Source organism: Haloarcula rubra (assembly GCF_019599465.1).
Taxonomy (GTDB): domain Archaea; phylum Halobacteriota; class Halobacteria; order Halobacteriales; family Haloarculaceae; genus Haloarcula; species Haloarcula rubra.
In genome coordinates this window covers 131,374-155,528 of the sequence record NZ_RKLR01000004.1, presented here as the reverse complement: position 1 = coordinate 155,528, position 24,155 = coordinate 131,374, and the positions used below count along the sequence as shown (strand labels likewise).

General features: G+C 68.7%; 23 protein-coding genes. 17 read left to right on the top strand and 6 right to left on the bottom strand.

The window, feature by feature from the left end; translation table 11 throughout:
* Window positions 1-50: 50 nt before the first annotated feature.
* Window positions 51-266, top strand: a complete 216-nt coding sequence (locus EGH21_RS12475) for a hypothetical protein (protein ID WP_220618808.1) — start codon at window positions 51-53, stop codon at window positions 264-266.
* 1 nt (window position 267) lies between these two features.
* Here the strand turns inward: EGH21_RS12475 and EGH21_RS12470 are convergent, their stop codons facing one another.
* The gene (locus tag EGH21_RS12470) at window positions 268-1,143 is read right to left on the bottom strand and encodes a homoserine kinase (protein ID WP_220618807.1); all 876 of its coding nucleotides are present in this window, start codon (window positions 1,141-1,143) and stop codon (window positions 268-270) included.
* A gap of 130 nt (window positions 1,144-1,273) precedes the next feature.
* On the opposite strand from EGH21_RS12470, the gene EGH21_RS12465 reads away from it, so the two are divergent.
* From EGH21_RS12465 to EGH21_RS12440, 6 genes are read left to right on the top strand one after another with little or no spacing between them, the layout of a single operon-like run.
* The gene (locus EGH21_RS12465) at window positions 1,274-3,508 is read left to right on the top strand and encodes a sensor histidine kinase (RefSeq protein ID WP_220618806.1); all 2,235 of its coding nucleotides are present in this window, start codon (window positions 1,274-1,276) and stop codon (window positions 3,506-3,508) included.
* 11 nt (window positions 3,509-3,519) lie between these two features.
* Complete coding sequence (locus EGH21_RS12460) at window positions 3,520-4,869, top strand: NAD(P)/FAD-dependent oxidoreductase (RefSeq protein ID WP_220618805.1); 1,350 nt, start codon at window positions 3,520-3,522, stop codon at window positions 4,867-4,869.
* A 44-nt stretch (window positions 4,870-4,913) separates the two neighbouring features.
* On the top strand, window positions 4,914-5,537 hold the full coding sequence (locus EGH21_RS12455; RefSeq protein ID WP_220618804.1) for a hypothetical protein: 624 nt from the start codon (window positions 4,914-4,916) through the stop codon (window positions 5,535-5,537).
* 42 nt (window positions 5,538-5,579) lie between these two features.
* Entirely contained in the window at window positions 5,580-6,284 is a 705-nt protein-coding gene (locus tag EGH21_RS12450; RefSeq protein WP_220618803.1) for a hypothetical protein, read from the top strand.
* Between the two features lie 53 nt (window positions 6,285-6,337).
* Window positions 6,338-6,988 carry a hypothetical protein gene (locus tag EGH21_RS12445; RefSeq protein WP_220618802.1) on the top strand — a complete coding sequence of 217 codons (651 nt, stop codon included), beginning with the start codon at window positions 6,338-6,340 and terminating at the stop codon, window positions 6,986-6,988.
* A 52-nt stretch (window positions 6,989-7,040) separates the two neighbouring features.
* Window positions 7,041-7,706 (top strand): hypothetical protein, encoded by a 666-nt coding sequence (locus tag EGH21_RS12440; RefSeq protein WP_220618801.1) that lies wholly within the window; start codon window positions 7,041-7,043, stop codon window positions 7,704-7,706.
* Here the strand turns inward: EGH21_RS12440 and EGH21_RS12435 are convergent.
* Window positions 7,660-8,250: a DUF6149 family protein gene (locus tag EGH21_RS12435; protein ID WP_220618800.1), complete on the bottom strand. Its 591-nt coding sequence runs from the start codon at window positions 8,248-8,250 to the stop codon at window positions 7,660-7,662. The genes EGH21_RS12440 and EGH21_RS12435 overlap by 47 nt on opposite strands.
* Before the next feature lie 130 nt (window positions 8,251-8,380).
* On the opposite strand from EGH21_RS12435, the gene EGH21_RS12430 reads away from it, so the two are divergent.
* The 8 genes from EGH21_RS12430 to EGH21_RS12395 all read left to right on the top strand — a co-directional run bounded on the left by EGH21_RS12430 (window position 8,381) and on the right by EGH21_RS12395 (window position 16,791).
* Entirely contained in the window at window positions 8,381-9,631 is a 1,251-nt protein-coding gene (locus EGH21_RS12430; RefSeq protein WP_220618799.1) for an NAD(P)/FAD-dependent oxidoreductase, read from the top strand.
* A gap of 152 nt (window positions 9,632-9,783) precedes the next feature.
* Window positions 9,784-10,200, top strand: coding sequence for a DUF7124 domain-containing protein (locus EGH21_RS12425; RefSeq protein ID WP_220618798.1), 417 nt, complete (start codon window positions 9,784-9,786; stop codon window positions 10,198-10,200).
* Window positions 10,201-10,272: 72 nt separating this feature from the next.
* Window positions 10,273-10,809 carry a DUF5815 family protein gene (locus EGH21_RS12420; protein ID WP_220618797.1) on the top strand — a complete coding sequence of 179 codons (537 nt, stop codon included), beginning with the start codon at window positions 10,273-10,275 and terminating at the stop codon, window positions 10,807-10,809.
* Between the two features lie 37 nt (window positions 10,810-10,846).
* A complete protein-coding gene (locus tag EGH21_RS12415) occupies window positions 10,847-11,611 on the top strand; it encodes a hypothetical protein (RefSeq protein ID WP_220618796.1) in 765 nt (254 codons plus the stop codon).
* Between the two features lie 96 nt (window positions 11,612-11,707).
* Window positions 11,708-11,938: a hypothetical protein gene (locus EGH21_RS12410; RefSeq protein ID WP_220618795.1), complete on the top strand. Its 231-nt coding sequence runs from the start codon at window positions 11,708-11,710 to the stop codon at window positions 11,936-11,938.
* A gap of 120 nt (window positions 11,939-12,058) precedes the next feature.
* Window positions 12,059-15,307: a carbamoyl-phosphate synthase large subunit gene (carB, locus tag EGH21_RS12405; protein WP_220618794.1), complete on the top strand. Its 3,249-nt coding sequence runs from the start codon at window positions 12,059-12,061 to the stop codon at window positions 15,305-15,307.
* 65 nt (window positions 15,308-15,372) lie between these two features.
* Window positions 15,373-15,822 carry a hypothetical protein gene (locus EGH21_RS12400; protein ID WP_220618793.1) on the top strand — a complete coding sequence of 150 codons (450 nt, stop codon included), beginning with the start codon at window positions 15,373-15,375 and terminating at the stop codon, window positions 15,820-15,822.
* A 42-nt stretch (window positions 15,823-15,864) separates the two neighbouring features.
* Complete coding sequence (locus EGH21_RS12395; RefSeq protein WP_220618792.1) at window positions 15,865-16,791, top strand: ketopantoate reductase family protein; 927 nt, start codon at window positions 15,865-15,867, stop codon at window positions 16,789-16,791.
* A gap of 106 nt (window positions 16,792-16,897) precedes the next feature.
* On the opposite strand, the gene carA is transcribed toward EGH21_RS12395, so the two are convergent.
* Window positions 16,898-17,944, bottom strand: coding sequence for a glutamine-hydrolyzing carbamoyl-phosphate synthase small subunit (gene carA, locus EGH21_RS12390; RefSeq protein ID WP_220618791.1), 1,047 nt, complete (start codon window positions 17,942-17,944; stop codon window positions 16,898-16,900).
* A gap of 102 nt (window positions 17,945-18,046) precedes the next feature.
* Here carA and EGH21_RS12385 point away from each other — a divergent pair, with 102 nt between their 5' ends.
* Both EGH21_RS12385 and EGH21_RS12380 read left to right on the top strand, forming a co-directional pair.
* Window positions 18,047-18,460, top strand: a complete 414-nt coding sequence (locus EGH21_RS12385; RefSeq protein ID WP_166972037.1) for an Lrp/AsnC family transcriptional regulator — start codon at window positions 18,047-18,049, stop codon at window positions 18,458-18,460.
* A 69-nt stretch (window positions 18,461-18,529) separates the two neighbouring features.
* Window positions 18,530-19,393: a mechanosensitive ion channel family protein gene (locus tag EGH21_RS12380; RefSeq protein ID WP_220618790.1), complete on the top strand. Its 864-nt coding sequence runs from the start codon at window positions 18,530-18,532 to the stop codon at window positions 19,391-19,393.
* A 1-nt stretch (window position 19,394) separates the two neighbouring features.
* On the opposite strand, the gene EGH21_RS12375 is transcribed toward EGH21_RS12380, so the two are convergent.
* Genes EGH21_RS12375 through btuC form a run of 3 tightly spaced genes read right to left on the bottom strand, consistent with a single transcriptional unit; the run spans window position 19,395 to window position 24,113 of the window.
* Window positions 19,395-21,764: a DEAD/DEAH box helicase gene (locus tag EGH21_RS12375; RefSeq protein WP_220618789.1), complete on the bottom strand. Its 2,370-nt coding sequence runs from the start codon at window positions 21,762-21,764 to the stop codon at window positions 19,395-19,397.
* Window positions 21,765-21,783: 19 nt separating this feature from the next.
* Entirely contained in the window at window positions 21,784-23,010 is a 1,227-nt protein-coding gene (locus EGH21_RS12370) for a heme ABC transporter ATP-binding protein (protein WP_220618989.1), read from the bottom strand.
* 32 nt (window positions 23,011-23,042) lie between these two features.
* Window positions 23,043-24,113, bottom strand: a complete 1,071-nt coding sequence (gene btuC / locus EGH21_RS12365) for a vitamin B12 ABC transporter permease BtuC (RefSeq protein ID WP_220618788.1) — start codon at window positions 24,111-24,113, stop codon at window positions 23,043-23,045.
* Between the last annotated feature and the right edge of the window lie 42 nt (window positions 24,114-24,155).

Below are 24,155 nucleotides of genomic sequence, written 5' to 3'. Positions count from 1 at the left end.
AAAAGGTTGGCCGAAAGACATTTGTTCGCAGTCTCCTCCCATACATGACAATGAGTCAAAAGCTCAGCGAGCGACTCAAGTCGCTCGTCGGTGGTCCCGGATGTGGTTCCAGACGGCAGACGAAATCGCGTGACGACGCCCAGACGGCCCTCCGTACGTGCCCCGACTGCGAGAAGACGTTCATCGTCGACGAGATGGAGCGCTGCCCGGACTGCGGGGTCGTCGTCGAGGAGACGCCGACCGAACGCGACCTCGGCCTCCTGTAGCTCAGAACACCTTTGCGCCGCGACCGATGCGGGTCTGGTACGCCCGCGCGTCGATGCCACGGTCGCCGAAGGTGTCGAGCATGGCACTCGCGATGGCTCGCTGGTCGGCGTCCTCGCAGGCGGCGATGACCGTCGGGCCGGCCCCCGAGATGGTGACACCGGTGGCGCCGGCGTCGAGTGCGGCCTCTCTGACGGACTCGTACCCGTCGATGAGTTTCGCCCGCGCTGGCGTGACCACGGTGTCGTGCATCCCCTCGCCGACGAGGCCCGGGTCGTCCCGGTGCATGCCCGTCGTCAGCGTCGCGGCGTTGCCGACGGTCTCGACCAGTTGGTCGACGCGGGCGTTCTCCGGGACGACCCGCCGGGCGTCCCGGGTCGAGACGACGATGTCGGGGAGGCAGGCGACCAGCGGTATCGAGGCGTCGACCTGTCGCACGCCCGACGCCGTCGCGATGGTGAACCCGCCCATGATGGAGGGCGCGACGTTGTCGTCGTGGGCGTCGCCGGAGACGACGGCCTCGCCCTTGGCGGCGATGGGCACCAGTTCCTCGCGGGTGTACCCGCGGTCGTACAGTTCGTTGAGGCCGACGGCCGCCGCGGCGGCGCTGGCGGCCGACGACCCGAGTCCCGACGCCGGGCGCACGCCCTTGTCTATCTCGATGTGTGCGGGCGCCTCCAGCGCCTCGGCGACGGCGCCGACGGTGTTCTTCTCCGGGTCCTCCGGGATGAACTGGCTCCCGGCACCGGTCACGTCGATGGTCGTCCGGTCGGCCTTCGAGAGACGAACGACGTCGGCGGGTCGCTCCAGCGCGACGCCGAACACGTCGAAGCCACTGCCGAGATTCGCGCTCGTGGCCGGTGCCCGGACGGTCAGCATGCCTGCGAATTTTTCCAGTGTGGTCAAAAAGGTAGCGGACCGCCACAGCGACTCCGCTGTCGGCTCTCAGAATTGAGAACACAGTCCAAAGGCATAAACCACGGAGTCTGGACCTACCCGTAGATAGCGGATGGACGCCGAGGTAGGGACCGTCGTAGCGACGGGGAGCTTGGTCGGTGGAGTCGTCAGTGCGGGTCTCGCCGGCGCCGCCTGGCGCAACCGCTCGGTGGCCGGGGCCGTCCCGTTCGGGTGGCTGATGGTCGCCGCCGCTGGCTGGTGTTTCCTCGAAGCCGCGTGGGTCGTCACCACCGACCCCGCCGTCGCGACCACGCTGTTCCTCGCGATTCGGGTCGTCTCCGGCCTGATGGTCGGTCTCTGGGTCCTGTTCGCGCTGCTGTACACAGGCCACAGGACGTGGGTCACGCCCGCCCGCCTCGGCGTGCTGTTCCTCCTCCCGACGACGTACGCACTGCTGGCCCTGACGAACCCGCTCCACGACCTCGTCGTCGCCGACGCGACCCTCTCGACCGTCGCCGGACGGACGTTCTTCGTCGGGCAGACGGGAGCGGTGTACACCGCACAGACGGCCGTCTCGCTCCTCCTCATCGTCGTCGCGTACGGCTTGCTCGGGGAGTTCCTGCTCCGGAGCCGGAACCTCCACCGCAAACAGACGTTCGTGGTGCTCGTCGCCGGCGTCATAACGGCGTGCGCGCACTTCCTGTTCGTCTTCGGTGTGACGCCGCATCCGGGCATCAACGTCGCGCCGCTCACGCTCGCGCTGAACGGCCTGCTCGTCGGCCTCGCACTGTTCCGGTACGACTTCCTCTCGGTCACACCGCTCGCGGGAGACCTGCTGGTCGACGAACTCCCCGACCCCGTCCTCGTCCTGGACTGTGAGGACGTCGTCATCGACTACAACCCGGCCGCCGCCGACGCGATAGCCGACGGCGACGACATCGAGGGGGCACACGTCGACGACCTCGCCCCCGGTCTCCTCGACGACGTCGACCGTGGGAGCGTCCTCACGCTGGGCCACGGGTCGGTCTACTTCGCCCCACAGAGCAGGGCCATCACCGACCAGCGCGGAACGGTCCGGGGCCGACTCGTCCTGCTCCGGGACGTGACCGGCCAACAGCGCCGGCAGGACCGTCTCGAGGCGCTCCAGAGCGCGACCCAGCAGTTCATCGAGGCGAGCCAACCGGAGACGGTGGCGCGGTTGACCGTCGACTTCGCGACGCGAGTGCTCGACCAGAACGCCGCCGGCGTCTTCCTCATAAACGAGATGGGGCACCTCGAACCGACCGCCGTCAGCGACGCCGTCGAGACGTACGTCGACGACGACCTGTTGTACGTCGACCCGGAGGAGATGCCCGACGACAACCTCTGGCAGACGTACGACAGCGGCGAGCGCCGCATCGCGTCGTTCGACGGCGACGGGGTCGGCCCCCTCGAGACGGCGCTGATGGTGCCGCTCGGAGACCACGGCGTCGTCGCCATCGCCTCCGAGGGCGAGCAGTACGCACCGGAAGACCGACAGTACGCCGAGATTCTCGCACGGACCACGCAGGTCGCACTCGACCAGGTCGAACGGGAGCGAGAACTCCGTGAGAGTCGCACGGCGGTCCAGCGACGCAACGAGCAGATAGAGTTCTTCAACGGCGTGCTCAGACACTCGCTCCGGAACGGCCTGCTGGTGATACGCGGCCGTTCGGAACACCTCCGCGACCACGTCCCCGAGGACCAGCGACGACACCTCGACAGCGTCACCGCGTGGTGTGAGGAACTCGCGGCGACGAGCGAGACGATTCGTGACATCAACGAGACGGTGACCGCGAGCGAGAGCGAGCGACTGGAGGTGGTCGAACTCGGCGAGCGTCTCCGGCAGGTGGCCCGGACGGTCGGCGACGAGTGGCCCGACGCCGCCATCGGCGTCGCCGTCGGCGAGGAGTGCGTGCTGGCGAACGGCCTCGCCGACGAGGTGTTGCTGAGCGTCGTCGAGAACGCCGTCGAACACAACGACGGCACCCCCCACGTCAGTATCACGACCCAGCAGGCGGGCGACTGGGTCCAACTCCGCGTCGCCGACGACGGGCCGGGCATCTCCGACGACCTGAAGACGACGATGTTCGAGCGCTCGCTCACGCCGAACCAGACTGGCGACGGGTTCGGCCTCTACTTCGTCTCCGTGATGATGGACCTCTACGGCGGGAACGTCTGGTTCGAGGACAACGACCCGACCGGGACCGTCGCCGTCCTCGAGTTCCAGCGGACCCCGCCACAGCGCGCGTCGGAGGCGACGCGGGCGGGCGTGGTGTACACCAGCGACCCGGCGGCCGAAGCACAAAGTAAATCCCGCGACGACTGATACCCCCGCGTATGATAGGCGTCGTCGGCGGCGGCATCGCGGGGCTCTCTGCGGCGTACCGCCTCCAGCAACGCGGGCACGAGGTCCGCGTGTTCGAGGCCAGCGACGACCTGGGCGGTCTGGCCGCGGTGTACGAGACGGCCGGGGACCCCATCGAGAAGTTCTACCACCACCTCTCGAAGTCCGAGGAGACCATCGTCGAACTCGCCGAGGAACTGGGACTCGGCGACGACGTCGAGTGGCGTATCGGGAAGAACGCCTACTACGTCGACGGCGTCGTCCACCCGATGGACAAGCCGTGGGAGATTCTCTCCTTCCCCCACTGGAGCCTCTACGACAAGTTCCGTCTGGGGATGCTCACGCTCGACGTCGACGTCCGCGGCGGCGTCCCCTCGTTCGACACCTACGAGGAACTGTCCGACTTCGAGGACGTCCCCGTCGAACAGTTCGCCCGCGAACACACCACGCAGAACGTCTACGAGACGTTCTTCGAGCCCTTGCTGGACGCGAAGTTCGGCGACCGGAAAGCCGACGTGAGCGCGGCGTGGCTGCTGGGGCGCATCAAGTTCCGCGGCGAGCGAGACATCCTGAAGGGCGAGGTGCTGGGCTACCTCGACGGCGGGTTCGGCCGCCTGCTGGACGCCCTCGTCGACGCCGTCGGCCGCGAGAACATCGAGACGGGCACGCGCGTGACGGACGTCGACACCGCCGACGGGGCGGTGGCCGGACTGACCGTCGAACGCGACGGCGAGACGACGACCCACGACGTGGACAGCGTCGTCGTCGCGACGATGCCCGACGTCCTCGAAGACCTGACGGGCTACCCCTGTGACATCGACTTCCAGGGGACGGTGTGTTCGGTCGTCAGTATGGACGAGTCGCTGATGGACACCTACTGGCTCAACATCGCCGACGAGGCCCCCTTCGGCGCACTCATCGAGCACACGAACTTCGTCCCGCGCGAGCGTTACGGCGGCGAACACCTGCTGTACGTCGCCCGCTACATCCAGTCCCCCGAGGAGGATGTCTGGCAGCAGGACGACGACGAGGTCCGGGAGACGTGGCTCTCGGGCATCGAAGACCTGTTCCCCGACTTCGACCGCGAGTCGGTCAACTGGGTCCGCACCGCGCGAAACCCCCGCACCGCGCCCATCTACGAGCGAGGGTACGTCGACATGGTCGTCCCCTACGACCTCGGGGACGCGGTGGCCGACGGCGTCTACTACGCCGGAATGGCTTCGAAGGCGCAGTACCCCGAGCGGTCGCTGAACGGCGGCGTCGTCGCCGGCTACGAGTGTGCCGACCGCATCGACGGCCGGGTCGGCGCCGAGACCGACCGCGCGACGCCGACCACCGAGTGAACGAGGCCCCCACTTCTTGTCCGTCCGGGCCGTAGCCGGCGGCGATGCGCCGTCGCACCGTCCTCGCCGGCCTCGCCGGGGTGTTCGCCGGGTGCAACAGCGTCGGCACCGAGGCGTCGTCCTCGTCGGTGACGACGCCCGCCCCGGTGCCCTCCGACGCCCCCGTCTCGACGGACCGCTGGCGCCGCTTCGACGAGGAGATATGTCCCCGGTTCGACCGCCGGACGGACCAGACGGTGTGTGGCCACGTCCAGTCGGCCGAGTCGGCCCTCCGACTCCTCCCCGACCGGCCGGTGGTCCATCTGGCGGACGGCGACCCGGTGAAGCCGTTGCGCCTGACGCTGCGCTGGACCGCCGAGGGGGCGCTGACGGTGTTCGCGAACGACTGGTACGTGTTCGAGCGGACGGCCGACGAGTGGACCAACGTCGCGACGGCGTCGCCGGGCGGGGAGACGGTCAACCTCCAGCACGGCGACCGGCACTACTGGCTCCTCGATACGACGACCCACGACACCGCCGCCGACGTCGAGTCGGTGGCTACCTCGCTCTCCCCGGGCCGGCACGCCTTCGCCGTCCAGACCGTCAGCGAGCGGTCGTCGGTGTACACCGAGTGTCTGGCACTGTTCGACGTCGTCGCGGCCGACGGACGCGGTCAAACCGACGTTTGAGCGTCCTGAAGGGTTTTACTCCGTGCCGCCGTCTGTCGCCCCGTGCAACGACGTGCCCTCCTCGCCACCGTCGGCGCCGCCCTCGGGAGCGCCGGGTGTCTCTCGACGGGCGACCCACCAGCGGACGCATCCACCGGCGACGACGCCGTGACGAGCACCGACGACCCGGCGACGACCGACGAGCGGACGCCGAGCGCCGACGTGCCGGACGCGACGGACGTCTTCGACGGCTTCGACTGCCCGTCGTTCGACGACGGGGCCGACCGGACCGTCTGTTACCACACGGCCACGGACGACGCCGTCGTTCTGACGGCCGAACCCGAAGTGTTCGACCCGTACGGGGGCGACGACGACGTGGAGACGCTCTCTTTCGTCCTCTACAACCGCTCGGAGTGGACGGTCGGGTTCAACCCCTACGACTGGTCGCTCCACCGCTTCGAGGGCGAGGGTGAGTGGACGAAGGTCGGACCCGACGGTCCGGTTCCGGAGCCACTGTCTCTCGTCGAGTCGGGCGAGACGTACCGCTGGGCGGTTCCGTCGGCGTCGGGGCCGTCGCCGAGCGACGACGCGAGACGCCTCGACCGCTCGCTGTCGCCGGGCGTGTACGCGTTCGGCGTCACCGGCGGCTACCAGGTAGTCGACGACTCGACGGACGCGCCCGCGGAGCGCACCGAGTTCGTCGCGCTCGCTCGCGTCGAGACGGCGATACCGCTCACTGGGTCCGAGCAGACGACCGCACAGGGATAGCTGACGCCTCGTTACGCCGCCGCACTCTTTGTCACGGGCGCCCACGGACAGGTATGCGTCGCCGTCAAGTACTCGCCGGCGTCGCCGGCGCACTCGGGACCGTCGCAGGCTGTCCGGCCACACAGCGCGAGCGACCGACGCGGACGCCCGCACCGGTACCGACGGCCGACCGCGCCTCGGCGACTGCCACGGCCGAACCCCCGGCTGCGAGGTTCGACGGCGAGCCGTGTCCGACGTTCGACGACCGCACCGACCGGAGCGTCTGTAGTCACGTCGAGTCGCCGGCGTCCGCACTCCGCCTCGGGACCAGTCGCCCCGTCGTCACGCTCACCGACGGCGGGCCGACCAGTCCACTGCGTTTCACGCTGCGGTGGCGGGGCCCCGAGGACCTCTCGGTGTTCGCCAGGAGTTGGTACGTGATGCGAGCGGACAGCGAGGGCGGGTGGGTCCAGACGGCGACTGCGTCCGCCGACTCGCGGCTCGTGCGGATCGGCCCCGACGAGCGGTTCGACTGGGTGCTCGGCGACGCGACTGCCGACGAGCGTCTCGAACCCGTCGACGCGCGAGTCACACCGGGCCGATACGCGTTCGCGGTCCAGACGGTCGAGGGCAGTTCGGGACTCCACAGCGAGTGCATCGGTCTGTTCGACGTCGTGGCAGACGAACGGGCGAGTACGGTCGACCGGTCGAGCGGGACGCCGTGACGTCGAAAGGCTCGGCCGCCGAACTCTTTGCCGTGCCTGCCGTCGAGGACGTATGCGTCGCCGTCAGGTGCTCGCCGCCGTCGGGGCGGCGCTGGGCGCACTCGCTGGCTGTCCGACGACGCGCGACAGTGCCGTCCGGACGGCCGCGCCGGTACCGACCGCCGACCGTCCCGCCGTGAGTGCGACGACGCCCGACCGGCACCGGTGTCCGCGCCTCCCCGCCGACGCCGACGAGTACGTCTGTCCCGACGCGCCCGAGGGCGAACGGCCCGACGTCCGCCTCACCGCGTCCGTCGACCTGTTCAGAGTCGACACGCTCCGAGAGGTCGGCAAGCGCCTGTCGTTCACGCTCCAGAACCGGTCTGCCGTCCCTTTCGAGACCGGCCGAGACTGGTGGACGCTGGCCCGTCGGGACCCGGACGGCTGGCACGTCGTCGCTGCCGGGGCGCGCGACCGCTCGCTGACCGTCTCGCCGGGCGAGCAGTTCGTCTGGCGGGTCGGACTGAACGGAACGCGAGAGACGGCCGCGCGAGAACACGACGTGGTCGTCGACAGCACGAACGGCCGCCACGTGTTCGCCGTCGCTGGGTACCACGAGGACGGCAGTCTGGTGGCGCCACTGGCGGCGTTCGAGTTGCGACGGCGCTGGACCGACCGCCGCAAGGAGCGCCTCAGTCGGTCGTCTCGTCGTCGACGCCGGGGGCCTCGGACGGACTGACGTCTTCGGGTTCCTCCTGTCCGCCGACGACCACCTCGCCGCTGTCGAGTTTGACGTAGGCGTCGTCCGCGAAGCCACCCTCGGCGTGTGGGTGGTCCGGGTCGTCGAGTTTCTCCGGCGTCGACGGAGCCTCGGCGACGCCGTCGGCCGGTCGGAACTTCCCGAGCGGGTCGTCGATGGTGATGTCGTAGCGCTCGAAGAACTCGTCGTATCGCTCGTAGTGCACTTCGAGTTCGTCGCTGGGGAACTCCATCATCTCGGTCCAGCCGTGGTTGTAGAAGTCGAAGTTGGCCTGCACGTGGGTTATCTCGCGGGCCTCTGCCTCCGGATAGCCCGCCTCCAGCGCCGCGACGTAGGTGTTCATCGTCGCGTCGAAGAAGTCGTCCAGGTGGGGCCGGCGCTCGTCGGCCCGGTCCGGGTCGGCCTTGTCGGCGAACACGTTCGTGTGGAGGTCGACCAGACGGTCGTTGACCTTGTCCCCGACCACCGGGAGCGTCAGCGCCTGTTTGGCCGCGAAGTGCTTGACGTTCTGACGGAGTTTCATCAGCCACGGCTTGGGACGCGAACGCCTTCAATGCCCCGACTATCGCCGGATTTCGGCGAGTTCGGCCCCGGTATCACGGCCGATACGGAGATAGCAATCCACATTAAGCCCGATTTCCTACCCACCGAACATGAGCACGTCGCACGTGATAATCGGAGACGGAATCGCGGGAGCGTCCGCCGCAGAGACGATCCGCGAGGAAGACCCAGACGCAGACGTCACCGTCATCACCGACGAGGGCGAGGCCCTGTACAACCGCATCCTCATCAAGGAGTTCGCGAAGGGGAAACTCCCGGAAGCGCCCATCTCCATCCACGAACCGGAGTGGTACGAGGAGCGGGACATCGACCTCCACCTCAACACCCACGTGACCGACATCGACCCCGACGCCCACGAGGTCAACACCCACAGCGGGACCACCTACGAGTACGACAAGCTCCTCGTGGCGACGGGCGGGACCCCGGCACAGGTCCCCGTCGAGAACAGCGACGCCGACGGCGTCCACCACTTCTGGACGTTCCAGGACGCCCGCGGCATCGCCGAACACGCCGAGGAGGCCGACCAGGGTATCATCGTCGGCGCCGGACTGCTCGGCATCGACCTCGCCGCCGTCTGTGCCGCACAGGGCATCGACGCGAAGTACCTCATGCGCGGCAACCGCTGGTGGCGCTACGCGCTCTCGGAGGACGGCGCGGAGATAATCCACGAGGCCCTGCGCGAGAACGGCGTCGAACCCGTCTTCGACTCCGGCGTCGACCACTTCACGGTCGACGACGACGGCCACGTCACGGGCGCGGTCGACCCCAACGGCGTCGAGTACGAGGGCGAGTGGGCCGGCGTCGCTATCGGGCTGGACTTCAACACGGAGTTCCTCGCCGGGTCCGGCGTCGAACTCGACGACGGCGTCGTCGTCGACGAGTACATGCAGACCAGCGTCAAGGACGTCTACGCGGCCGGCGACATCACCCAGTTCCACGACACCATCCTTGACGCGCAGGCCCAGAACGGCGCGTGGGGCTCCGCGAAGGAACAGGGCTCGGTCGCCGGGTCGAACATGGTCGCAGACGACGAGGCCGACGCCTTCCGCTGGGTCTCCTCGTACTCCATCACCCACTTCGACTTCCCGTTCCTCTCGTTCGGTCACCCGGCCCGCGGGGACGACGAGGCCGAACGGAAGTACTCCGACAGCGAGTGGCGCCGACTGGCCTTCGAGGACGGCCAGCTCGTCGGTGGCGTGCTCATCGGCGACCTCTCCCAGCAGTCGAAGTTCAAGAAGCTCATCCGCGAGGAGCGACAGGTCGCCGAGAAGAAGGAACTCCTGCTGGAGAAGGAAGTCGACCTCGAAGAAGTGAAGGCCCAGACCGCCGCGCCCGCCGAGTGACGCGGTAGCCCGACCCACCTTTTCGACGCCGTCTCCGAGTATCCGTCTGTCGCCGCTCCGAGACCGACCAGTCGCCGGTCCCGTGTCGCGGCTCTCGGCAGGGCGCGCGTGAGAACGACGCCCTTTTTTTCGCCCGTAGCGGAGTAGCCCGCATGGACGGCGGCAGCGGCGACATGACCCTCGCGTTCGACCTCGACGCCCTGAAGGAACTGGCGTACCCGGACAGCGTCTTCAACGACGCCCGCCAGTGGTCCGAGTACGTCGGCGTCATCTCCGACCAGCCCACGTACGTCGTGACCAACTTCACGCGGAAGCACCGCATCCGACAGGACTTCTTCTCGGGGCCGCGGGGACGCGAGGAGAGTCTCGTCAACGTCAAAGAGCAGTTCGACACGGACCGTCACGTCTTCGTCGGCACCGACGAGGCGGCCGCCGAACTCGCCGAGACGGCCGGGTGGGAGTACCTCCCGGTCGAACAGGCCGCCGAGGCCGCCGACTGGGAACTCGGCGAACCCGAGGCCCCCGCGGCGACGACCAACGAGGACGACGAGCGCGACGACTGGCCCTGAACCTCGACGCCGAGTTCTGGCGCCACGCCCCGTATCGCGGGCTTTAACCCCACGAGTGTCCTATCGGAGGCAATGGCAGAACCGCGCGTGCCCGGCGGACGCGAGTCCGAACTCGAACTCGCCTGTGGCGAGGTCATCGACACTCACGACGACCTGCACATGGGGATTCGGGAGTACGACTGCGCGTGTGGCGCGAGTCACGCCGTCGTGCTGGACGCCCACCCACTGGCCCGCTTCGTCCCGGAGTTTCTGGAGGCGATACTCACGGAGACCATCGAACCGGCCGACGACCACGACGAGTTCACCATGGCTCATCTCATGGGCGTCGTCATCGAGGAGTTCCCGGAGAAGGTCGCCGTCGCCGACGCCGCCGAGGACGGGGCCGTCGGGTTCTCGCTGGCGTGGGTCACCGACTTCGACTCCCGCCGCCTCCACGAGATCGTCGTCGAGTTGCTGGTCGAACTGATGGAACACGCCGTCAGTCACGCCGAGGACGACGCCGTGATGGCGGAGTTCGAGTCCCAGATGCTCAAGTTCGACGTCGAGCAGTTCGTCGACCAGTACCGCGCCGAGCGGAACTTCGACGACCGACACGACTCTGCCATCTGAGCGCTACTGTTTCCTGCGTGCGGTCCGAATCGCCGACATGCGCTGGCGTGCCGTCGCCGTCGCCGCCGCGTTCGTCGTGGCCGGGTGTAGCGGCTTCACCGCCGCCGACCGACCGGAGACGGTGACGCCCGCCCCGGTCCCGGCAGAACCGACCGGGCCCGCCGCCGTCCCGGGCCTGACGAACGACAGCGTCGCGAGCGCCGACACCCTCGCACGCGCACACCGGCGTGCGCTGTACCAGCGTTCGTACACCCTCACCCTCCAGTGGACGGTGGGTGCCCGCGACGGACGGACCCGACTGGCGGTCGAGAGCGAACGCCGGTACCACTACCGGAGCGAGCAACGGGGCGGCGGCTACAGCGACCGGACGTTCGTCGACGGCGCCGTCCGGTACGACCGTTACCGCCGTCCGCTCGGTATGAAGTTCGTCCGCGGACAGTCGGTGCCCGCACACGACCGGTTCGGCCACGTCACCGGCCGGCTCGTGCGGAGTTTCCTCCCGGCGGGGCCCGCCGCCGTCGAGTCCCACCCCGACGGCTACGAACTCGTCGTCCGGCGGGCGCCGGACGGCTTCGAACGGGTCGACCGGTACGTCGTCCGCGCCGTCGTCGCACCGTCGGGGTTGGTCCGGTCGTTCGTCGTCAGCTATCGCAACACGGAGCGGAACGCGACCGCCGACCACCGGTTCCGGTACACCGACCTCGGGACGACGACGGTGGAGCGACCGGCGTGGGTCCGCGAGCGCTGGCCCGACGAGACGCGGCGTGGGACGGCGACGACGACGCCGTATGACAGTGGCTGACAGAGAGGGCACGCCGCCGTCCTGCGATTTCTCCTAAAATGCCGTCTGACGCCTGTCTGACGGTGTTATATGGTGTTTGGGGTTTTGTATGTCTCTATGGCCATCCGCCACGGCGAGTTCGAGCGCATCATCTCGGTGCTCGACGACGCCGACGCCGACGGCCCGCTGACGGCCCGCGAGATTCTCGACTTGCTGGAGGAACACGACGAGGACTTCGGCAGTGCCCACCGCGTCGCGACGGTACTCGGTCGCCGAGCACAGACCGGCGAGGTCGAGGTCATCGAGGGCCAACCGTACCGCTACCGGGTCGACGAACGCGGCAACTGAACCGGGGACGGGTGTCAACGACCCCCGTGTGAGGGTGTCGCATTACGATATTCGAAATCGGGCTTCGAGACTCGTACCTTTTCGCCGGGCTTATTACGATGTGTGGGTTCGATTCGGGTAATGACAGAGGACGAAGACCGCACGATACTGCTCATCGGGAGTGGCCCCATCAAGATCGGACAGGCAGCCGAGTTCGACTACTCCGGCGCGCAGGCCTGTCGGGCCCTCCAGGAAGAGGGTGCCCGCGTGGTACTGGTCAACTCCAACCCGGCGACCATCATGACCGACCCGGAGATGGCCGACAAGGTGTACTTAGAACCCATCAACACCGAGGCCATCAGCGAGATTATCCGGAAGGAGGACCCCGACGGCGTCATCGCCGGCCTCGGCGGCCAGACCGGCCTCAACGTCACGGCCGAACTCGCCGAGGAGGGCATCCTAGAGGAGTACGACGTCGACGTGATGGGCACCCCGCTGGACACCATCTACGCGACGGAGGACCGCGACCTGTTCCGCCAGCGCATGGAGGACATCGGCGAACCGGTCCCGGCCTCTACGACCATCTCGCTGGACGAGGACGAGTCGGTCACGGACTTCGACGAAGAGGCACTCGAACAGCGAGTTCAGGACGCCGTCGACGAAGTCGGCGGCCTCCCCGTCATCGCACGCACGACGTACACGCTGGGCGGGTCCGGGTCCGGCGTCGTCGACGAGTTCGACGAACTCATCGAACGCGTCCGCAAGGGCCTGCGCCTCTCCCGGAACAGCGAGGTCCTGATTACGGAGTCCATCTCTGGCTGGGTCGAACTGGAGTACGAGGTGATGCGCGACGCCGACGACTCGTGTATCATCATCTGCAACATGGAGAACATCGACCCGATGGGGATTCACACGGGCGAATCCACCGTCGTGACGCCCTCGCAGGTCATCCCTGACGAGGGCCACCAGGAGATGCGCGACTCCGCGCTGAAGGTCATCCGCGAACTCGGCATCGAGGGCGGGTGTAACATCCAGCACGCGTGGCGCGACGACGGCACGCCCGGCGGCGAGTACCGCGTCGTCGAGGTCAACCCCCGCGTCTCCCGTTCCTCGGCGCTGGCCTCGAAGGCGACCGGCTACCCCATCGCCCGCGTCACCGCGAAGGTCGCACTCGGCAAGCGCCTCCACGAGATAGACAACGAGATTACCGGCGAGACGACCGCGGCCTTCGAACCGGCCATCGACTACGTCGTGACGAAGGTGCCCCGCTGGCCCATCGACAAGTTCCGCGACACGGAGTTCGAACTGTCGACGGCCATGAAGTCGACCGGCGAGGCGATGTCCATCGGCCGCACCTTCCCCGAGAGCCTCCTGAAGGCCCTGCGCTCCTCCGAGTACAACCCCGCCGTCGACTTCGACGAGGTCGACGACGACGAACTCGAATCGGAGTACCTCGAACGCCCGAGCCCCGACCGCCCGTACGCCATCTTCGAGGCCTTTACACGCGGCTACACGGTCGAGCAGGTCGTCGAGTTGACCGACATCCACGAGTGGTACGTCGAGCGTTTCGAAGAGGTCGCCGACGCCGCCGAGGCCGCCCAGAACGGCGACTACGAGACGGCCGCACAGGCCGGGTTCACCGACCAGGAGATTACCGCGCTCGCCGGCGGCGAGTTCAACGACACGCACGTCTCGTGGCTCCCGGCCAGCCTCGACGCCGACGACGGCGACGAGACAGAGGTCGAGGCCGCGACGGACGGGTCGGGCGTGACCGTCGAGACCGTCGAGGACGAGACGACCCACCGCGACTACAAACTCGTCGACACCTGCGCCGGCGAGTTCGAGGCGACGACGCCGTACTACTACTCGACCCGTGACCCCGTCTCGGGCATCGACCGGAACGAACTCCAGATAGACCCCGACGTCGAGAGCGTCGTCGTGGTCGGCGGTGGCCCCATCCGCATCGGACAGGGCGTGGAGTTCGACTACTGTTCGGTCCACGCGGTCCGCGCACTGGAGGACATGGGCATCGACGCCCACGTCGTCAACAACAACCCGGAGACGGTGTCGACCGACTACGACACCTCCGACGGCCTGTTCTTCGAACCGGTCACGGCCGAAGAGGTCGCCGACGTGGTCGAGTCCACCGGCGCCGACGGCGTGATGGTCCAGTTCGGCGGCCAGACCTCCGTCGACATCGGCGAACCGCTCGAAGACGAACTCGACCGCCGTGGCCTCGACTGCGAGATTCTCGGGACCTCGGTCGAAGCGATGGACCTCGCCGAGGACCGCGACCGCTTCAACAAACTGATGGACGACCTCGGCATCGCACAGGCCGAGGGTGGCACGGCGACCAGCAAGGAAGAGGCCCTCGACCTGGCCCACGACATCGGCTACCCCGTCCTCGTGCGCCCGTCCTACGTGCTGGGTGGCCGCGCGATGGACGTCGTCTACAACGACGACGACCTCGAGACCTACATCGAGGAGGCCGTCCGCGTCTCCCCCGACAAGCCCATCCTCGTCGACGAGTTCCTCGCCGACGCTGTCGAACTGGACGTCGACGCCGTCGCCGACGGCGAGGACGTCCTCATCGGCGGCGTGATGGAACACGTCGAGACGGCCGGGGTCCACTCGGGCGACTCGGCGTGTATGATTCCGCCCCGCTCCCAGGAGATAAAGGACGTGATGCCGCGCATCCGTGAGGTCACCGAACAGATTGCCGACGCACTGGACACCGTCGGCCTACTGAACGTCCAACTGGCCGTCCGCGACGGCGAGGTGTACGTGCTGGAGGCGAACCCGCGCTCCTCGCGTACGGTGCCGTTCATCTCGAAGACCACCGGCGTCCCCATCGCGAAACTCGCCGCGCAGGTGATGGCCGGCAGTACGCTCGACGAACTCGACGTCGACGAGCAGATTCCCGAGCAGGTCTCCGTGAAGGAGGTCGTCCTGCCGTTCGACCGCCTGCCGGGTTCGGACCCGCGTCTCGGTCCGGAGATGAAGTCGACGGGCGAGGTCATGGGCACTGCCGGTTCCTTCGGCAAGGCCTACCAGAAGGCCCAGATGTGCGTCGGCAAACCCATCCCGCTGTCCGGCACCGCCATCGTCGACCTGCCCATCCTCGGCTTCGAGGAGCACTTCGACGTGAAGGACCTCGACGACTTCGAGGACACCGAGGCCGTCGTCGAGGCCATCCAGAACGGCGAAATCGACCTCGTGGTCTCGCGCGACCGCGACGTGCTGGAGGCCTGCGTCGAGGAGACGGTCACCTACTTCTCGACCATCGAGAGCGGCGAGGCGGCGCTGGAAGCCATCAACTCCGACGACCAGCCCCTCGCGGTGCAGGCCATCGACGAGCGCCCGAAGACCACGCGCGAGTGGGGCAAGTGAGGCGTCCGGCCGTCTGACGCCCGTCTGACCGGTGTTTTTCCGCGATAGTTACCAACTAGTCGTCGATGGCGACGAGGAGAGGCCAGCGAGTCGACCGGGCGGTGCTGCTCCGCACCGGGGGTCTCGTGGGGGTGTGTACGCTGGCGTTGACCGCCGCCTTCGTCGGCGTGGTGGCGCTCGTCACCGGTGGGGCCAGTGACGCGTCCTCGCGGCTCCAGCTGTACGTCCTCGCGGGCGCCGTCACGTTCGTCGCCGGTCTCGTCGTCCTCGAGGAGTCCCGCCACCGAGGACAGCGCGGCCTCGTCGGTGCCAGCGTCGCCGGCATCGTCGGCTTCCTGCAAGTCGCACTGGGCACCGAAGGCGTCGTCTACGCCGTCGAGAACCCCGAGGTGGTCGTCTCGTCGGACCTGTTCGTCTACCTCGTCGCCGCGGCGCTCGTCGCCTCGGGGCTGGGGTACTGGAGCGTACGGAACTGGCGGCTGGTCGGCCGCCGGGTGCCGGGCGACCGCCTCTGAGCGACCAAACAGCTACGGTCCGGCCCGCCGTCACTGTCGACCATGCGCTTCGCAGTGTTCGGTGCCGGCGGCGTCGGCGGCTACCTCGGCGCCCGACTGGCCGACGCCGGTCACGAGGTCCACCTGTTAGCCCGCGGCGACCACCTAGACGCGCTCCGGACCGACGGCCTCACCGTCGAGAGCGTCGCCGGCGACACCGCGGTCAAACTGCCCGCGACCGACGACCCGGCCGATATCGGCCCCGTCGACTACGTCCTGTTCTGCGTGAAGGCCCACGACACGCGCGAGGCGGCGACGGACCTCGGCCCCCTTCTGGACGACGACACCGCCGTCGTCTCGTTCCAGAACGGCGTCGACAACGAGCGATGGCTGGCCGACGAGATAGGCGAGTCCCACGTCGTCGGCGGCGTCACCTACATCTTCTCGACCATCGCCGACCCGGGCGTCGTCGAACACACCGGCGGCCCGGCCCGCTTCGTCTACGGCGAACTCGACGGCGAGCGCACCGACCGAATCGCGGCGCTCGACGACGCCCTGCGCTCGTGTTCGGGCGTCGAAGCCGTCCTCGCCGACGACATCGACGTCGAACTGTGGCGGAAGTTCGCGTTCATCTGCGCCCACTCCGGGATGACCGCGGCGACGCGCCTGCCGGTCGGCGACGTCCGTGCACACGAGGACTCGTGGCGGATGTACCGCCGCATCGTCGAGGAGGTGTGTGCCGTCGCGCGGGCGAACGACGTGGCGCTCCCAGAAGACACCGCCGACGAGTGGGTCGCGTTCGCCGAGGACCTCGACGCGGACTCGTACTCCTCGCTGCACTACGACCTGACCCACGAGAAGGCGATGGAACTCGACGCGCTGAACGCCGCTGTCGTCCGCCACGCCGAAGGCACCGACGTCGAGGTTCCGATGAACGAGGCCGTCACGGCCGTCCTCCGGCCGTGGGCCGAGCGGTTCGCTGGCGGCTAGACGGTCGGTCGCGCTGTTCGGTTCGATGTTCGAAACCGTCGGGGGCCGCGCCCTACGGTCGCGCCGCTCGCACTGTCCGAGACCCCTCGCTGCGGTCGGAGTCTCGCTACTCCCCTGCCATCCCCAGCACGTCGTCGAAGAAGCCGAGCGAGTCGTGCGGGCCGGGGTTGGCCTCGGGGTGGTACTGGCGGGTGATGATGTCTAGGTCGTCGTTCTCCAGTCCCTCGGGGGTGTCGTCGTTGACGTTGACCTGCGTCACGTCGAGTTTGTCGCCGGGTTCGGCGACGGTGTAGCCGTGGTTCTGGGTCGTCATCACGACCTGATTCGTGCGGAGGTCACGCACTGGCTGGTTGACTCCGCGGTGACCGAACTCCATCTTCTCCGTCTCGCCGCCGAGCGCGTTGGCGACGACCTGCTGGCCGAGACAGATGCCCGCCAGCGGCACGTCGCCGACGTACGTCTCGACGAGTTCGCCGGCCTGCTCGAAGTTCTGGGGGTCGCCGGGGCCGTTCGAGATGAACAGGAGGTCCGGGTCGACGGCGGCCACGTCGTCCTCGCTCGCGTCGTACGGGAAGACGTGGACGGCGGCGTCGCGTTCGACCAGCGACTCGATGATAGAGCCCTTCGCACCGCAGTCGACGAGGGCGACGGTCGCGCCGTCGCCGTCTTCGTTGTGGACCTCGACGTCGTCGACGGAGACCTGCGCGCCGATGTCCGTGTGGTCGGACATGTGCTTGCACTGGTGGAGTTCGTCCAGCGCGTCCTGCTTCGTCACGTCCGGGCCGGCGGCGATACCGCACTTCATCGCCCCTTCGTCGCGAATCTCGGTGACGATGTCGCGGGTGTCGAGGTGGTCGACGGCGGGGACGCCCTCGCTCTCCAGCCACTCGGCGACGTCGTCGGTCATCTCGCGGGCGACGGCCGCACGCGGGTGGACGCGGTCGGACTCGAACCGCTCCTCGCGGACGCCGTAGTTCCCGATGAGCGGGTACGAGAACGTGAGGACCTGTTCCTCGTAGGACGGGTCGGTCAGACTCTCCTCGTAGCCGGTGTAGGCGGTCGTGAACACCACTTCGCCGCGTGCCGTGCCCGGCGCGCGTGCGCGGGCCTCGATGACGCGGTCACCCTCCAGCGCTACGTATGCGTCTGTCATTACGAGATGCGTACAGGATTCCAGTTCATAAGGGTTGCTTTCGAAGCCGAGTTACGATTTTCGTAATCCTCAAGTCCGGTGGGTGGGAAGCGTCCAATCTCGATGGACGAACTGGACAGGGAGATACTCTCGATACTCCGGAAGGACGCCCGGACCCCCTACACGGAGATAGCCGACGACGTGGGCACCTCCGAGGGGACCGTGCGCAACCGGGTCGAGCGACTGGTCGAGGACGGCGTCATCGAGCGGTTCACCGTCGCGACGCGCACCGGGAACGTCAAGTCGATGATAGAGGTCGGCGTCGACGTCGACGTGGACACGGCGGCGGTGACCGACCGCATCGCCGAGTGGCCGTCCGTCGACTTCGTCTGGCAGGTCTCCGGCGAGGAGGACATCGTCGTCGTCGTCGACGCCACCGACACGGGCGAGGTCAACGACCTCATCACGCGAGCGCGGGAGTTGGACGAGGTCGTGAGCACGAAGACGCGGCTGATTCTCGACGAGCGCGTCGGGTAGTCGGTGCACCCCCGTCCGACCACGGACCCGACGGCCAGTTTTTACCTCCGCCCCGGCGGTAGCCCCGCTATGCAGTTCTCTGGCACTTTCCCCGGTGACATCACCGAGACGTACGTCCAACTCGCGAACGACGGCGCGGAGTTTCTGGCCGTGGCGGCCCTGTTGTACGCCATCGGCCGTCTAATCGTCGTCCCGAGCGCTCGCTGGGCGTTGGAGCGCTCGCAGTTCAACCGGACCGTCGTGAGCGCGCTCGTGAGCGCGACCCACCTCCTCGTGGTGGTCGTCACCGTCGTCGTCGCGGCCAGTCTCGCGGGGTTCAGGGGGAGCCTCGCCGGGTCGACGCTCATCGCCGCCGGCATCACCGTCGCCGTCGGGTTGGCCGCCCAGGACGTGTTGGGCAACTTCGTCTCGGGCGCGTTCATCGTCACCGACCCCGACCTGAACGTCGGCGACACCATCGAGTGGGACGGCAAGCAGGGGACCGTCGTCGACATCGACCTCCGCGTGACCCGCGTGCGGACGCCGGACAACGAGCGCATCGTCGTCCCGAACACGACGCTGGCGACGACGGCGGTGACGAACCACACGTCGACGGACCCCGTCGGCATCTCCTACGAGTTCGGCGTCGACTACGAGACGGACCTATACGAGGTGGAGGCCATCATCCGCAACGTCGCCCGCGACCTGGACCACGTCCACGAGAAACCCGCGCCGAGCGTCGCCGTCTCGGAGTTGACGGGCAGTTCCGTCCTGTTGATAGGGCGCGTGTGGCTCCCCGTCGAGCGGAAGAACCGTGCGCTGTCGGTCGAGTCGGCGTTCGTCCGCGGCGTCCACGAGGCCTGCCGGGCGGAGGGCATCGACCTCAGCGAGTCCCCACACACGGAGCTCTCCGGCGAGGTGACCGTCCACGAGTCCGTCGCCCCGGCGGAGTGAGTCAGACGTCCTCGCCGTCGGTGAGTCCGTCCAGCAGGTGGACGGCGCCGTGTTTGTCCAGCGGGTCGTTGGCGTTGCCGCAGTGGGGCGACTGCACGCAGGCCGGACAGCCGTCGGCACAGTCACAGGAGCGCAGCATCGACAGCGTGGTGTCCATCAACGGGCCGACGTCGTGGTAGCCCGCCCGCGTCAACCCGATACCCCCCGGATAGCCGTCGTAGATGAAGATGGTCGGGTCGCCGGTGTGCGGGTGGTGCGGCGTCGACAGGCCGCCGACGTCGCCGCGGTCACAGAGGTACTCGAAGGGGAACATCGAAATCATCGCGTGCTCGGCCGCGTGGATGGCACCGGGGAAGTCGCCGAGGTCCCCGCCGTCCGTCTCGGCCCCCGCAGTGTCCTCGCCGGTCTCGTAGGCCGCGCCGCGAATCTGACTCTCGAGGTCGCTCGGCACCGTGTAGTACAGCGCCTTCGTCTCCAGCGTGGTCTCCGGCAGGTCGAGGGGGCGCTGGCCCAGTACCTCGCCCGACGACCCGTCGCGGCGCTCGTAGCCCGTAATCTGCTTGCGCATCGTCACCGACGCGAACCGGACGGGGACGTCCTCGCGGGTCGGGAGCGGTCGCTCCTGTAAGTCTGTCTCGACGGTGATGGTCTTGTCGTGCAGGACGCGGGTGTAGTAGTCCGCCCACGTCCGATCGAGTTCGGCGACGCCCGTCGAGAGGTCGAGGTCCGTCACCTCGTAGCGCCGCCCCTGATGGTGGTAGATTGCGCCGGGGTGGGCGTCCCGCAGGGCGTCCTCGAAGGGGAGTCTCGCGACGACGTCGCCCTTCGCCACCAGTTTCACCTCGCGGTCGTCGACGGTGCGGAGGCTCATGTCGTGGTGCGGGCGACCGTTCGAGGTCCAGCGAACTCCCTTATCCGTCGTCCGGCGGTCCAGTTTCCCGGCCGATTCGAGGTCCGCGACCACGTCCGGGAACGTCCCGCCGAAGTGCCGGTCGTCGTCGGGGGAGAGCCAGTTCTCCCCGGCGGCCGCCAGCACGTGGTTCGGGAGCAACTGCTCGTTCTCGGGGTTCGTCACTGCCTGCTCGGCCTCTTTCTCGAACAGCGTCGCCGGGTTGCGGAGGACGTACTGGTCGAGTTGGTCCTCGCCGCCGACGAGGACGACCAGCGCCGGGTCGGTGCCCCGGCCCGCGCGTCCGGCCTGCTGGAACGCGCGCATCCGCGTGCCGGGGTAGCCGTCCAGCAAGACGGCGTCGAGGCCGCCCACGTCGACGCCGAGTTCGAGCGCGCTGGTCGACCAGACGCCGCGCAGGTCCCCGGACTGCAACCGGGTCTCGAGGTCGCGGCGCTTCTCGTCGGTGAGCGCCGCCTGGTACGCGCCCACGCCGTCGGCGAGGTCGTGGTGGCCCCTGTCCCGCAACGCGTCTGCGCTGTCGCTGGCGTACCGCTCGGCGGTCTGTCGGGACCCGGCGAACACCACCGTCTGGAGGCCGCGTTCGACGAGGTCGAGGAACAGGCGTTTCGTCTCGACGTGGCTGGACTTCCGGCGGCCGCTCCCCCAGCCATCACCCCCCTCGTACTCGGGCGGGTTCCACAGCAGCCAGTGTCGCGGGCCGCTGGCGCTCGTGTCTTCGTCGACGAGCGTGTACGACGACTCGGACTGGCCGGTGACGGCGGCAGCGTGGTCGACTGGGTTGCCGATGGTCGCCGAACAGCAGACCCACTCCGGGTCGCTGTCGAACCGCTCGGCGATGCGCGACAGACGGCGCATGACGAGCGAGACGTGACTGCCGAAGACGCCGCGGTAGCCGTGGACCTCGTCGACGACCACGGTTTCGAGGCGCTGGAAGAACCAGTCCCAGAGGCGGTGCGCGTGGGACAGGATGCCGTAGTGGAGCATGTCCGGCGTCGTCAGGAGGACGGTCGGCTGACGCTCCCGGATGGCCTCCTTCTCGGATTTCGACTGGCGGCCGGTGTACTGGGCGACGGAGACGCCCGATGCGAAGCCGAGGCCCTGCGCCAGTTCGGAGAGCGTCTCCGTCTGGTCGTTGATGAGCGCCACCTGCGGGGCGACGTACAGCGTCGTCGCGCGCCGGTCCAGCGCCCGCTCGAAGGCGGGGACGGTGTAGGCCAGACTCTTGCCGCTGGCCGTCTCCGTCGCGAGGACGACGTTCTCGCCGTCGCGAACCGACTCGACGGCGGCGGTCTGGTGGGCGTAGAGCTCCGTGATACCCTCGTCGGCCAGCACGTCAGCGAGGCGTGCGTTCAGCGCACAGTCGGCGACGGTGGCGTCCCGGCCCGGCACCGTCCGCTCGTCGACGATTTGGCCCTCGTAGTAGGGTCGGTCGCGGAGCCACGCGATAGTGTCGTCCACGGGCGGGCTAGGGAGCGGGTCAGTATCGGTCTTGCTGTTCCTGTGACCGTGGCACGGGGTCGTCGGCGTCTCGGGGCGGGGGCGAGCAGTCGGCGACGGCCGCCGGCAGCGACTCGACGGTGGTGACGGTGGTCCGTTCGGACTCGACTCGGGGGACGCCCTCGCCCGCGACGGCGACGAGTCGCGAGGCGGCGGCGACGACGGACTGGTTGGCGTCGCCAACGTCGCCAGCGACGACCACGGCGTCGGCCTCGCGGGCCAGTTCCGTCGCTCGCGCCCGTGCGTTGCTGTCGACGCCGGCGAACGGCGGGACGGTGACGACCGGACAGTCGAGTTCGCGGGCGCGTTCGGCGGCGGCGTCGCCCGCCGGCACGACGCCGACGGTGACGGAACTGCCGGCGGCGACGAGGCGGGCGACGGCAGCGGCGGCTTGCGTGCCGGTTCCGACGACGTGGACTGTCCTGTCGATAGGTGCGCGGTCGGGGAGCGGCGTCACCAGCGGCGCGTCCGTTCCGGGCTGGCGGGTCACGAGCGTCTCGGCGTCGAACGCGTCCCCGAGCGTCTCGGACGTGAGCACCTCGCGCGGGTCGCCGGCCGCCCGGACCTCGCCGTCGGAGAGTACGACCAGTTCGTCGCAGTAGCGGGCGGCCAGATTGAGGTCGTGGATGGCCGCGACGGCCGTCTTCCCCTCGGCGACGAGGTCCGTGACGAGTTCCAGCGTGCGGACGGCGTGGTTGACGTCCAGATTGGCCGTCGGTTCGTCCAGCAGTAGGACCGGCGTCTCCTGTGCGAGCGCCCGGGCCAGCAGGACTCGCTGGCGCTCGCCGCCGGAGAGCGACGTGACGGTGCGGTCGGCGAACTGCGCCACGTCGGCGCGCTCCATCGCCGCCCGTACGGCGTCGTCGTCGTCCTCGTCGGCACGCTCGAACCGGCCGAGGTGTGGCGTCCGTCCCATCTCGACGGTCTGTTCGACGGTGAAGTCGAAGGAGAGCGTCGTCGCCTGCGGCGTACTGGCGACGCGCCTGCTCACCTCTTTCGAGGAGAGGTCGTCGATGGGTTCGCCGGCGACCCGTACCGTCCCACTGTCGGGCGAGAGCGTCGCCCTGAGCGTCCGCAGGACCGTCGTCTTCCCCGCGCCGTTGGGGCCGACCAGACCGACGACGGAGCCACACGCGGCCGAGAAGTCGACGCCGGAGAGAATCTGCGTGCCGCCCAGCGAGACGCTGACGTCCTCGGCCTCGAGCATCGGTGTCCGCTCGCCCGCGTGACCGTCGTCGCTCACAGTTCGTGCACCTCCCGCTGACGGAGCAGATAGAGGAAGAACGGGGCACCGAGGGCGGCAGTGACGATGCCGACGGGCACCTCCGCGCTCCCCGAGCGAGCGAGCGTGTCGGTCGCGACGAGGAACGACGACCCCGCCAGCGCCGCCGTCGGCAGGAGGACCCGGTGGTCCGGGCCGACCACGAGCCGCATCACGTGTGGGACGATGAGGCCGACGAAGCCGATGATGCCGGCGACGGCGACGCCCGCGGCCGTGACGAGCGAGGAGAACGCCAGCAGGATTCGCTTGGTCCGTTCGACGTCGATGCCGAGGCTCTGGGCGTCCTCCTCCCCCAGCAACATGACGTTCAGGTCGCGGGCGTACACGAGGAGGACGACGAACGGGACGGCGACGAGGAGGAGACTCGTCCAGACCTCCGACCACGCCGCGCCCTTGAGGTGGCCCATCAGCCAGAACAGCGCCCGACGGATGCTCTCGCCGCTCTGGAGGAGGAGGAAGGAGACGACGGCGCCCAGAAAGGTCTGGACGGCGACGCCCGCCAGCAGGAGGGTCGCGACCGGCGTCCGGCCGTTCTGCGTCGCGATGAGGTAGACGCCGAAGGCCGCGAGTAGCGCCCCGGAGAAGGCGGCGGCGCGCAGGCCGAGGCCGAACGGCAGGGCCACCGGCGCGACGATGAACCCCACCGCACCGACGGCCGCGCCCGAGGAGACGCCGATGATGGAGGGGTCGGCCATCGGGTTGCGGAAGATGCCCTGCATGATGGTGCCCGCGGCCGCCAGCGAGAACCCGACGACCGCCCCCAACAGGATACGCGGCAGGCGGACCTGCAACACGATTTGGCGCTGGATGTCCTCGACCGGGAACCGGAACAGTGGCTGTGTCGTCACGGCCGGCGTCGCGCCCGAGAGGTCGACCGCCGTCGGGAGGACGACGGCGTTGAGCAACACCTTCGCGACGGCGTCGGGCGGAATCCACACCGGGCCGATGCCGGCGCTCACGGTGACGACGACGCCGAGGAGCGCCGTGAGCGCTAGCGACCACGAGAGCGTCCGTCCCGACGGATGCATGATTGAAACGCCACTTGCAGTAGGTAAATATTTATTGTTCGT

Excerpts from the sequence above, each read along its gene's own strand:
- EGH21_RS12380 (WP_220618790.1), top strand. The coding sequence starts at position 18,530 with ATGCAGTTCTCTGGCACTTTCCCCGGTGACATCACCGAGACGTACGTC.
- EGH21_RS12430 (WP_220618799.1), top strand. The coding sequence starts at position 8,381 with ATGAGCACGTCGCACGTGATAATCGGAGACGGAATCGCGGGAGCGTCC.
- EGH21_RS12460 (WP_220618805.1), top strand. The coding sequence starts at position 3,520 with ATGATAGGCGTCGTCGGCGGCGGCATCGCGGGGCTCTCTGCGGCGTAC.
- EGH21_RS12425 (WP_220618798.1), top strand. The coding sequence starts at position 9,784 with ATGGACGGCGGCAGCGGCGACATGACCCTCGCGTTCGACCTCGACGCC.
- EGH21_RS12475 (WP_220618808.1), top strand. The coding sequence starts at position 51 with ATGAGTCAAAAGCTCAGCGAGCGACTCAAGTCGCTCGTCGGTGGTCCC.
- EGH21_RS12455 (WP_220618804.1), top strand. The coding sequence starts at position 4,914 with ATGCGCCGTCGCACCGTCCTCGCCGGCCTCGCCGGGGTGTTCGCCGGG.
- EGH21_RS12470 (WP_220618807.1), bottom strand. The coding sequence starts at position 1,143 with ATGCTGACCGTCCGGGCACCGGCCACGAGCGCGAATCTCGGCAGTGGC.
- carB (WP_220618794.1), top strand. The coding sequence starts at position 12,059 with ATGACAGAGGACGAAGACCGCACGATACTGCTCATCGGGAGTGGCCCC.
- EGH21_RS12400 (WP_220618793.1), top strand. The coding sequence starts at position 15,373 with ATGGCGACGAGGAGAGGCCAGCGAGTCGACCGGGCGGTGCTGCTCCGC.
- EGH21_RS12410 (WP_220618795.1), top strand. The coding sequence starts at position 11,708 with ATGGCCATCCGCCACGGCGAGTTCGAGCGCATCATCTCGGTGCTCGAC.
- EGH21_RS12465 (WP_220618806.1), top strand. The coding sequence starts at position 1,274 with ATGGACGCCGAGGTAGGGACCGTCGTAGCGACGGGGAGCTTGGTCGGT.
- EGH21_RS12445 (WP_220618802.1), top strand. The coding sequence starts at position 6,338 with ATGCGTCGCCGTCAAGTACTCGCCGGCGTCGCCGGCGCACTCGGGACC.
- btuC (WP_220618788.1), bottom strand. The coding sequence starts at position 24,113 with ATGCATCCGTCGGGACGGACGCTCTCGTGGTCGCTAGCGCTCACGGCG.
- EGH21_RS12385 (WP_166972037.1), top strand. The coding sequence starts at position 18,047 with ATGGACGAACTGGACAGGGAGATACTCTCGATACTCCGGAAGGACGCC.
- EGH21_RS12370 (WP_220618989.1), bottom strand. The coding sequence starts at position 23,010 with ATGCTCGAGGCCGAGGACGTCAGCGTCTCGCTGGGCGGCACGCAGATT.
- EGH21_RS12435 (WP_220618800.1), bottom strand. The coding sequence starts at position 8,250 with ATGAAACTCCGTCAGAACGTCAAGCACTTCGCGGCCAAACAGGCGCTG.
- EGH21_RS12415 (WP_220618796.1), top strand. The coding sequence starts at position 10,847 with ATGCGCTGGCGTGCCGTCGCCGTCGCCGCCGCGTTCGTCGTGGCCGGG.
- EGH21_RS12420 (WP_220618797.1), top strand. The coding sequence starts at position 10,273 with ATGGCAGAACCGCGCGTGCCCGGCGGACGCGAGTCCGAACTCGAACTC.
- EGH21_RS12395 (WP_220618792.1), top strand. The coding sequence starts at position 15,865 with ATGCGCTTCGCAGTGTTCGGTGCCGGCGGCGTCGGCGGCTACCTCGGC.
- EGH21_RS12440 (WP_220618801.1), top strand. The coding sequence starts at position 7,041 with ATGCGTCGCCGTCAGGTGCTCGCCGCCGTCGGGGCGGCGCTGGGCGCA.
- carA (WP_220618791.1), bottom strand. The coding sequence starts at position 17,944 with ATGACAGACGCATACGTAGCGCTGGAGGGTGACCGCGTCATCGAGGCC.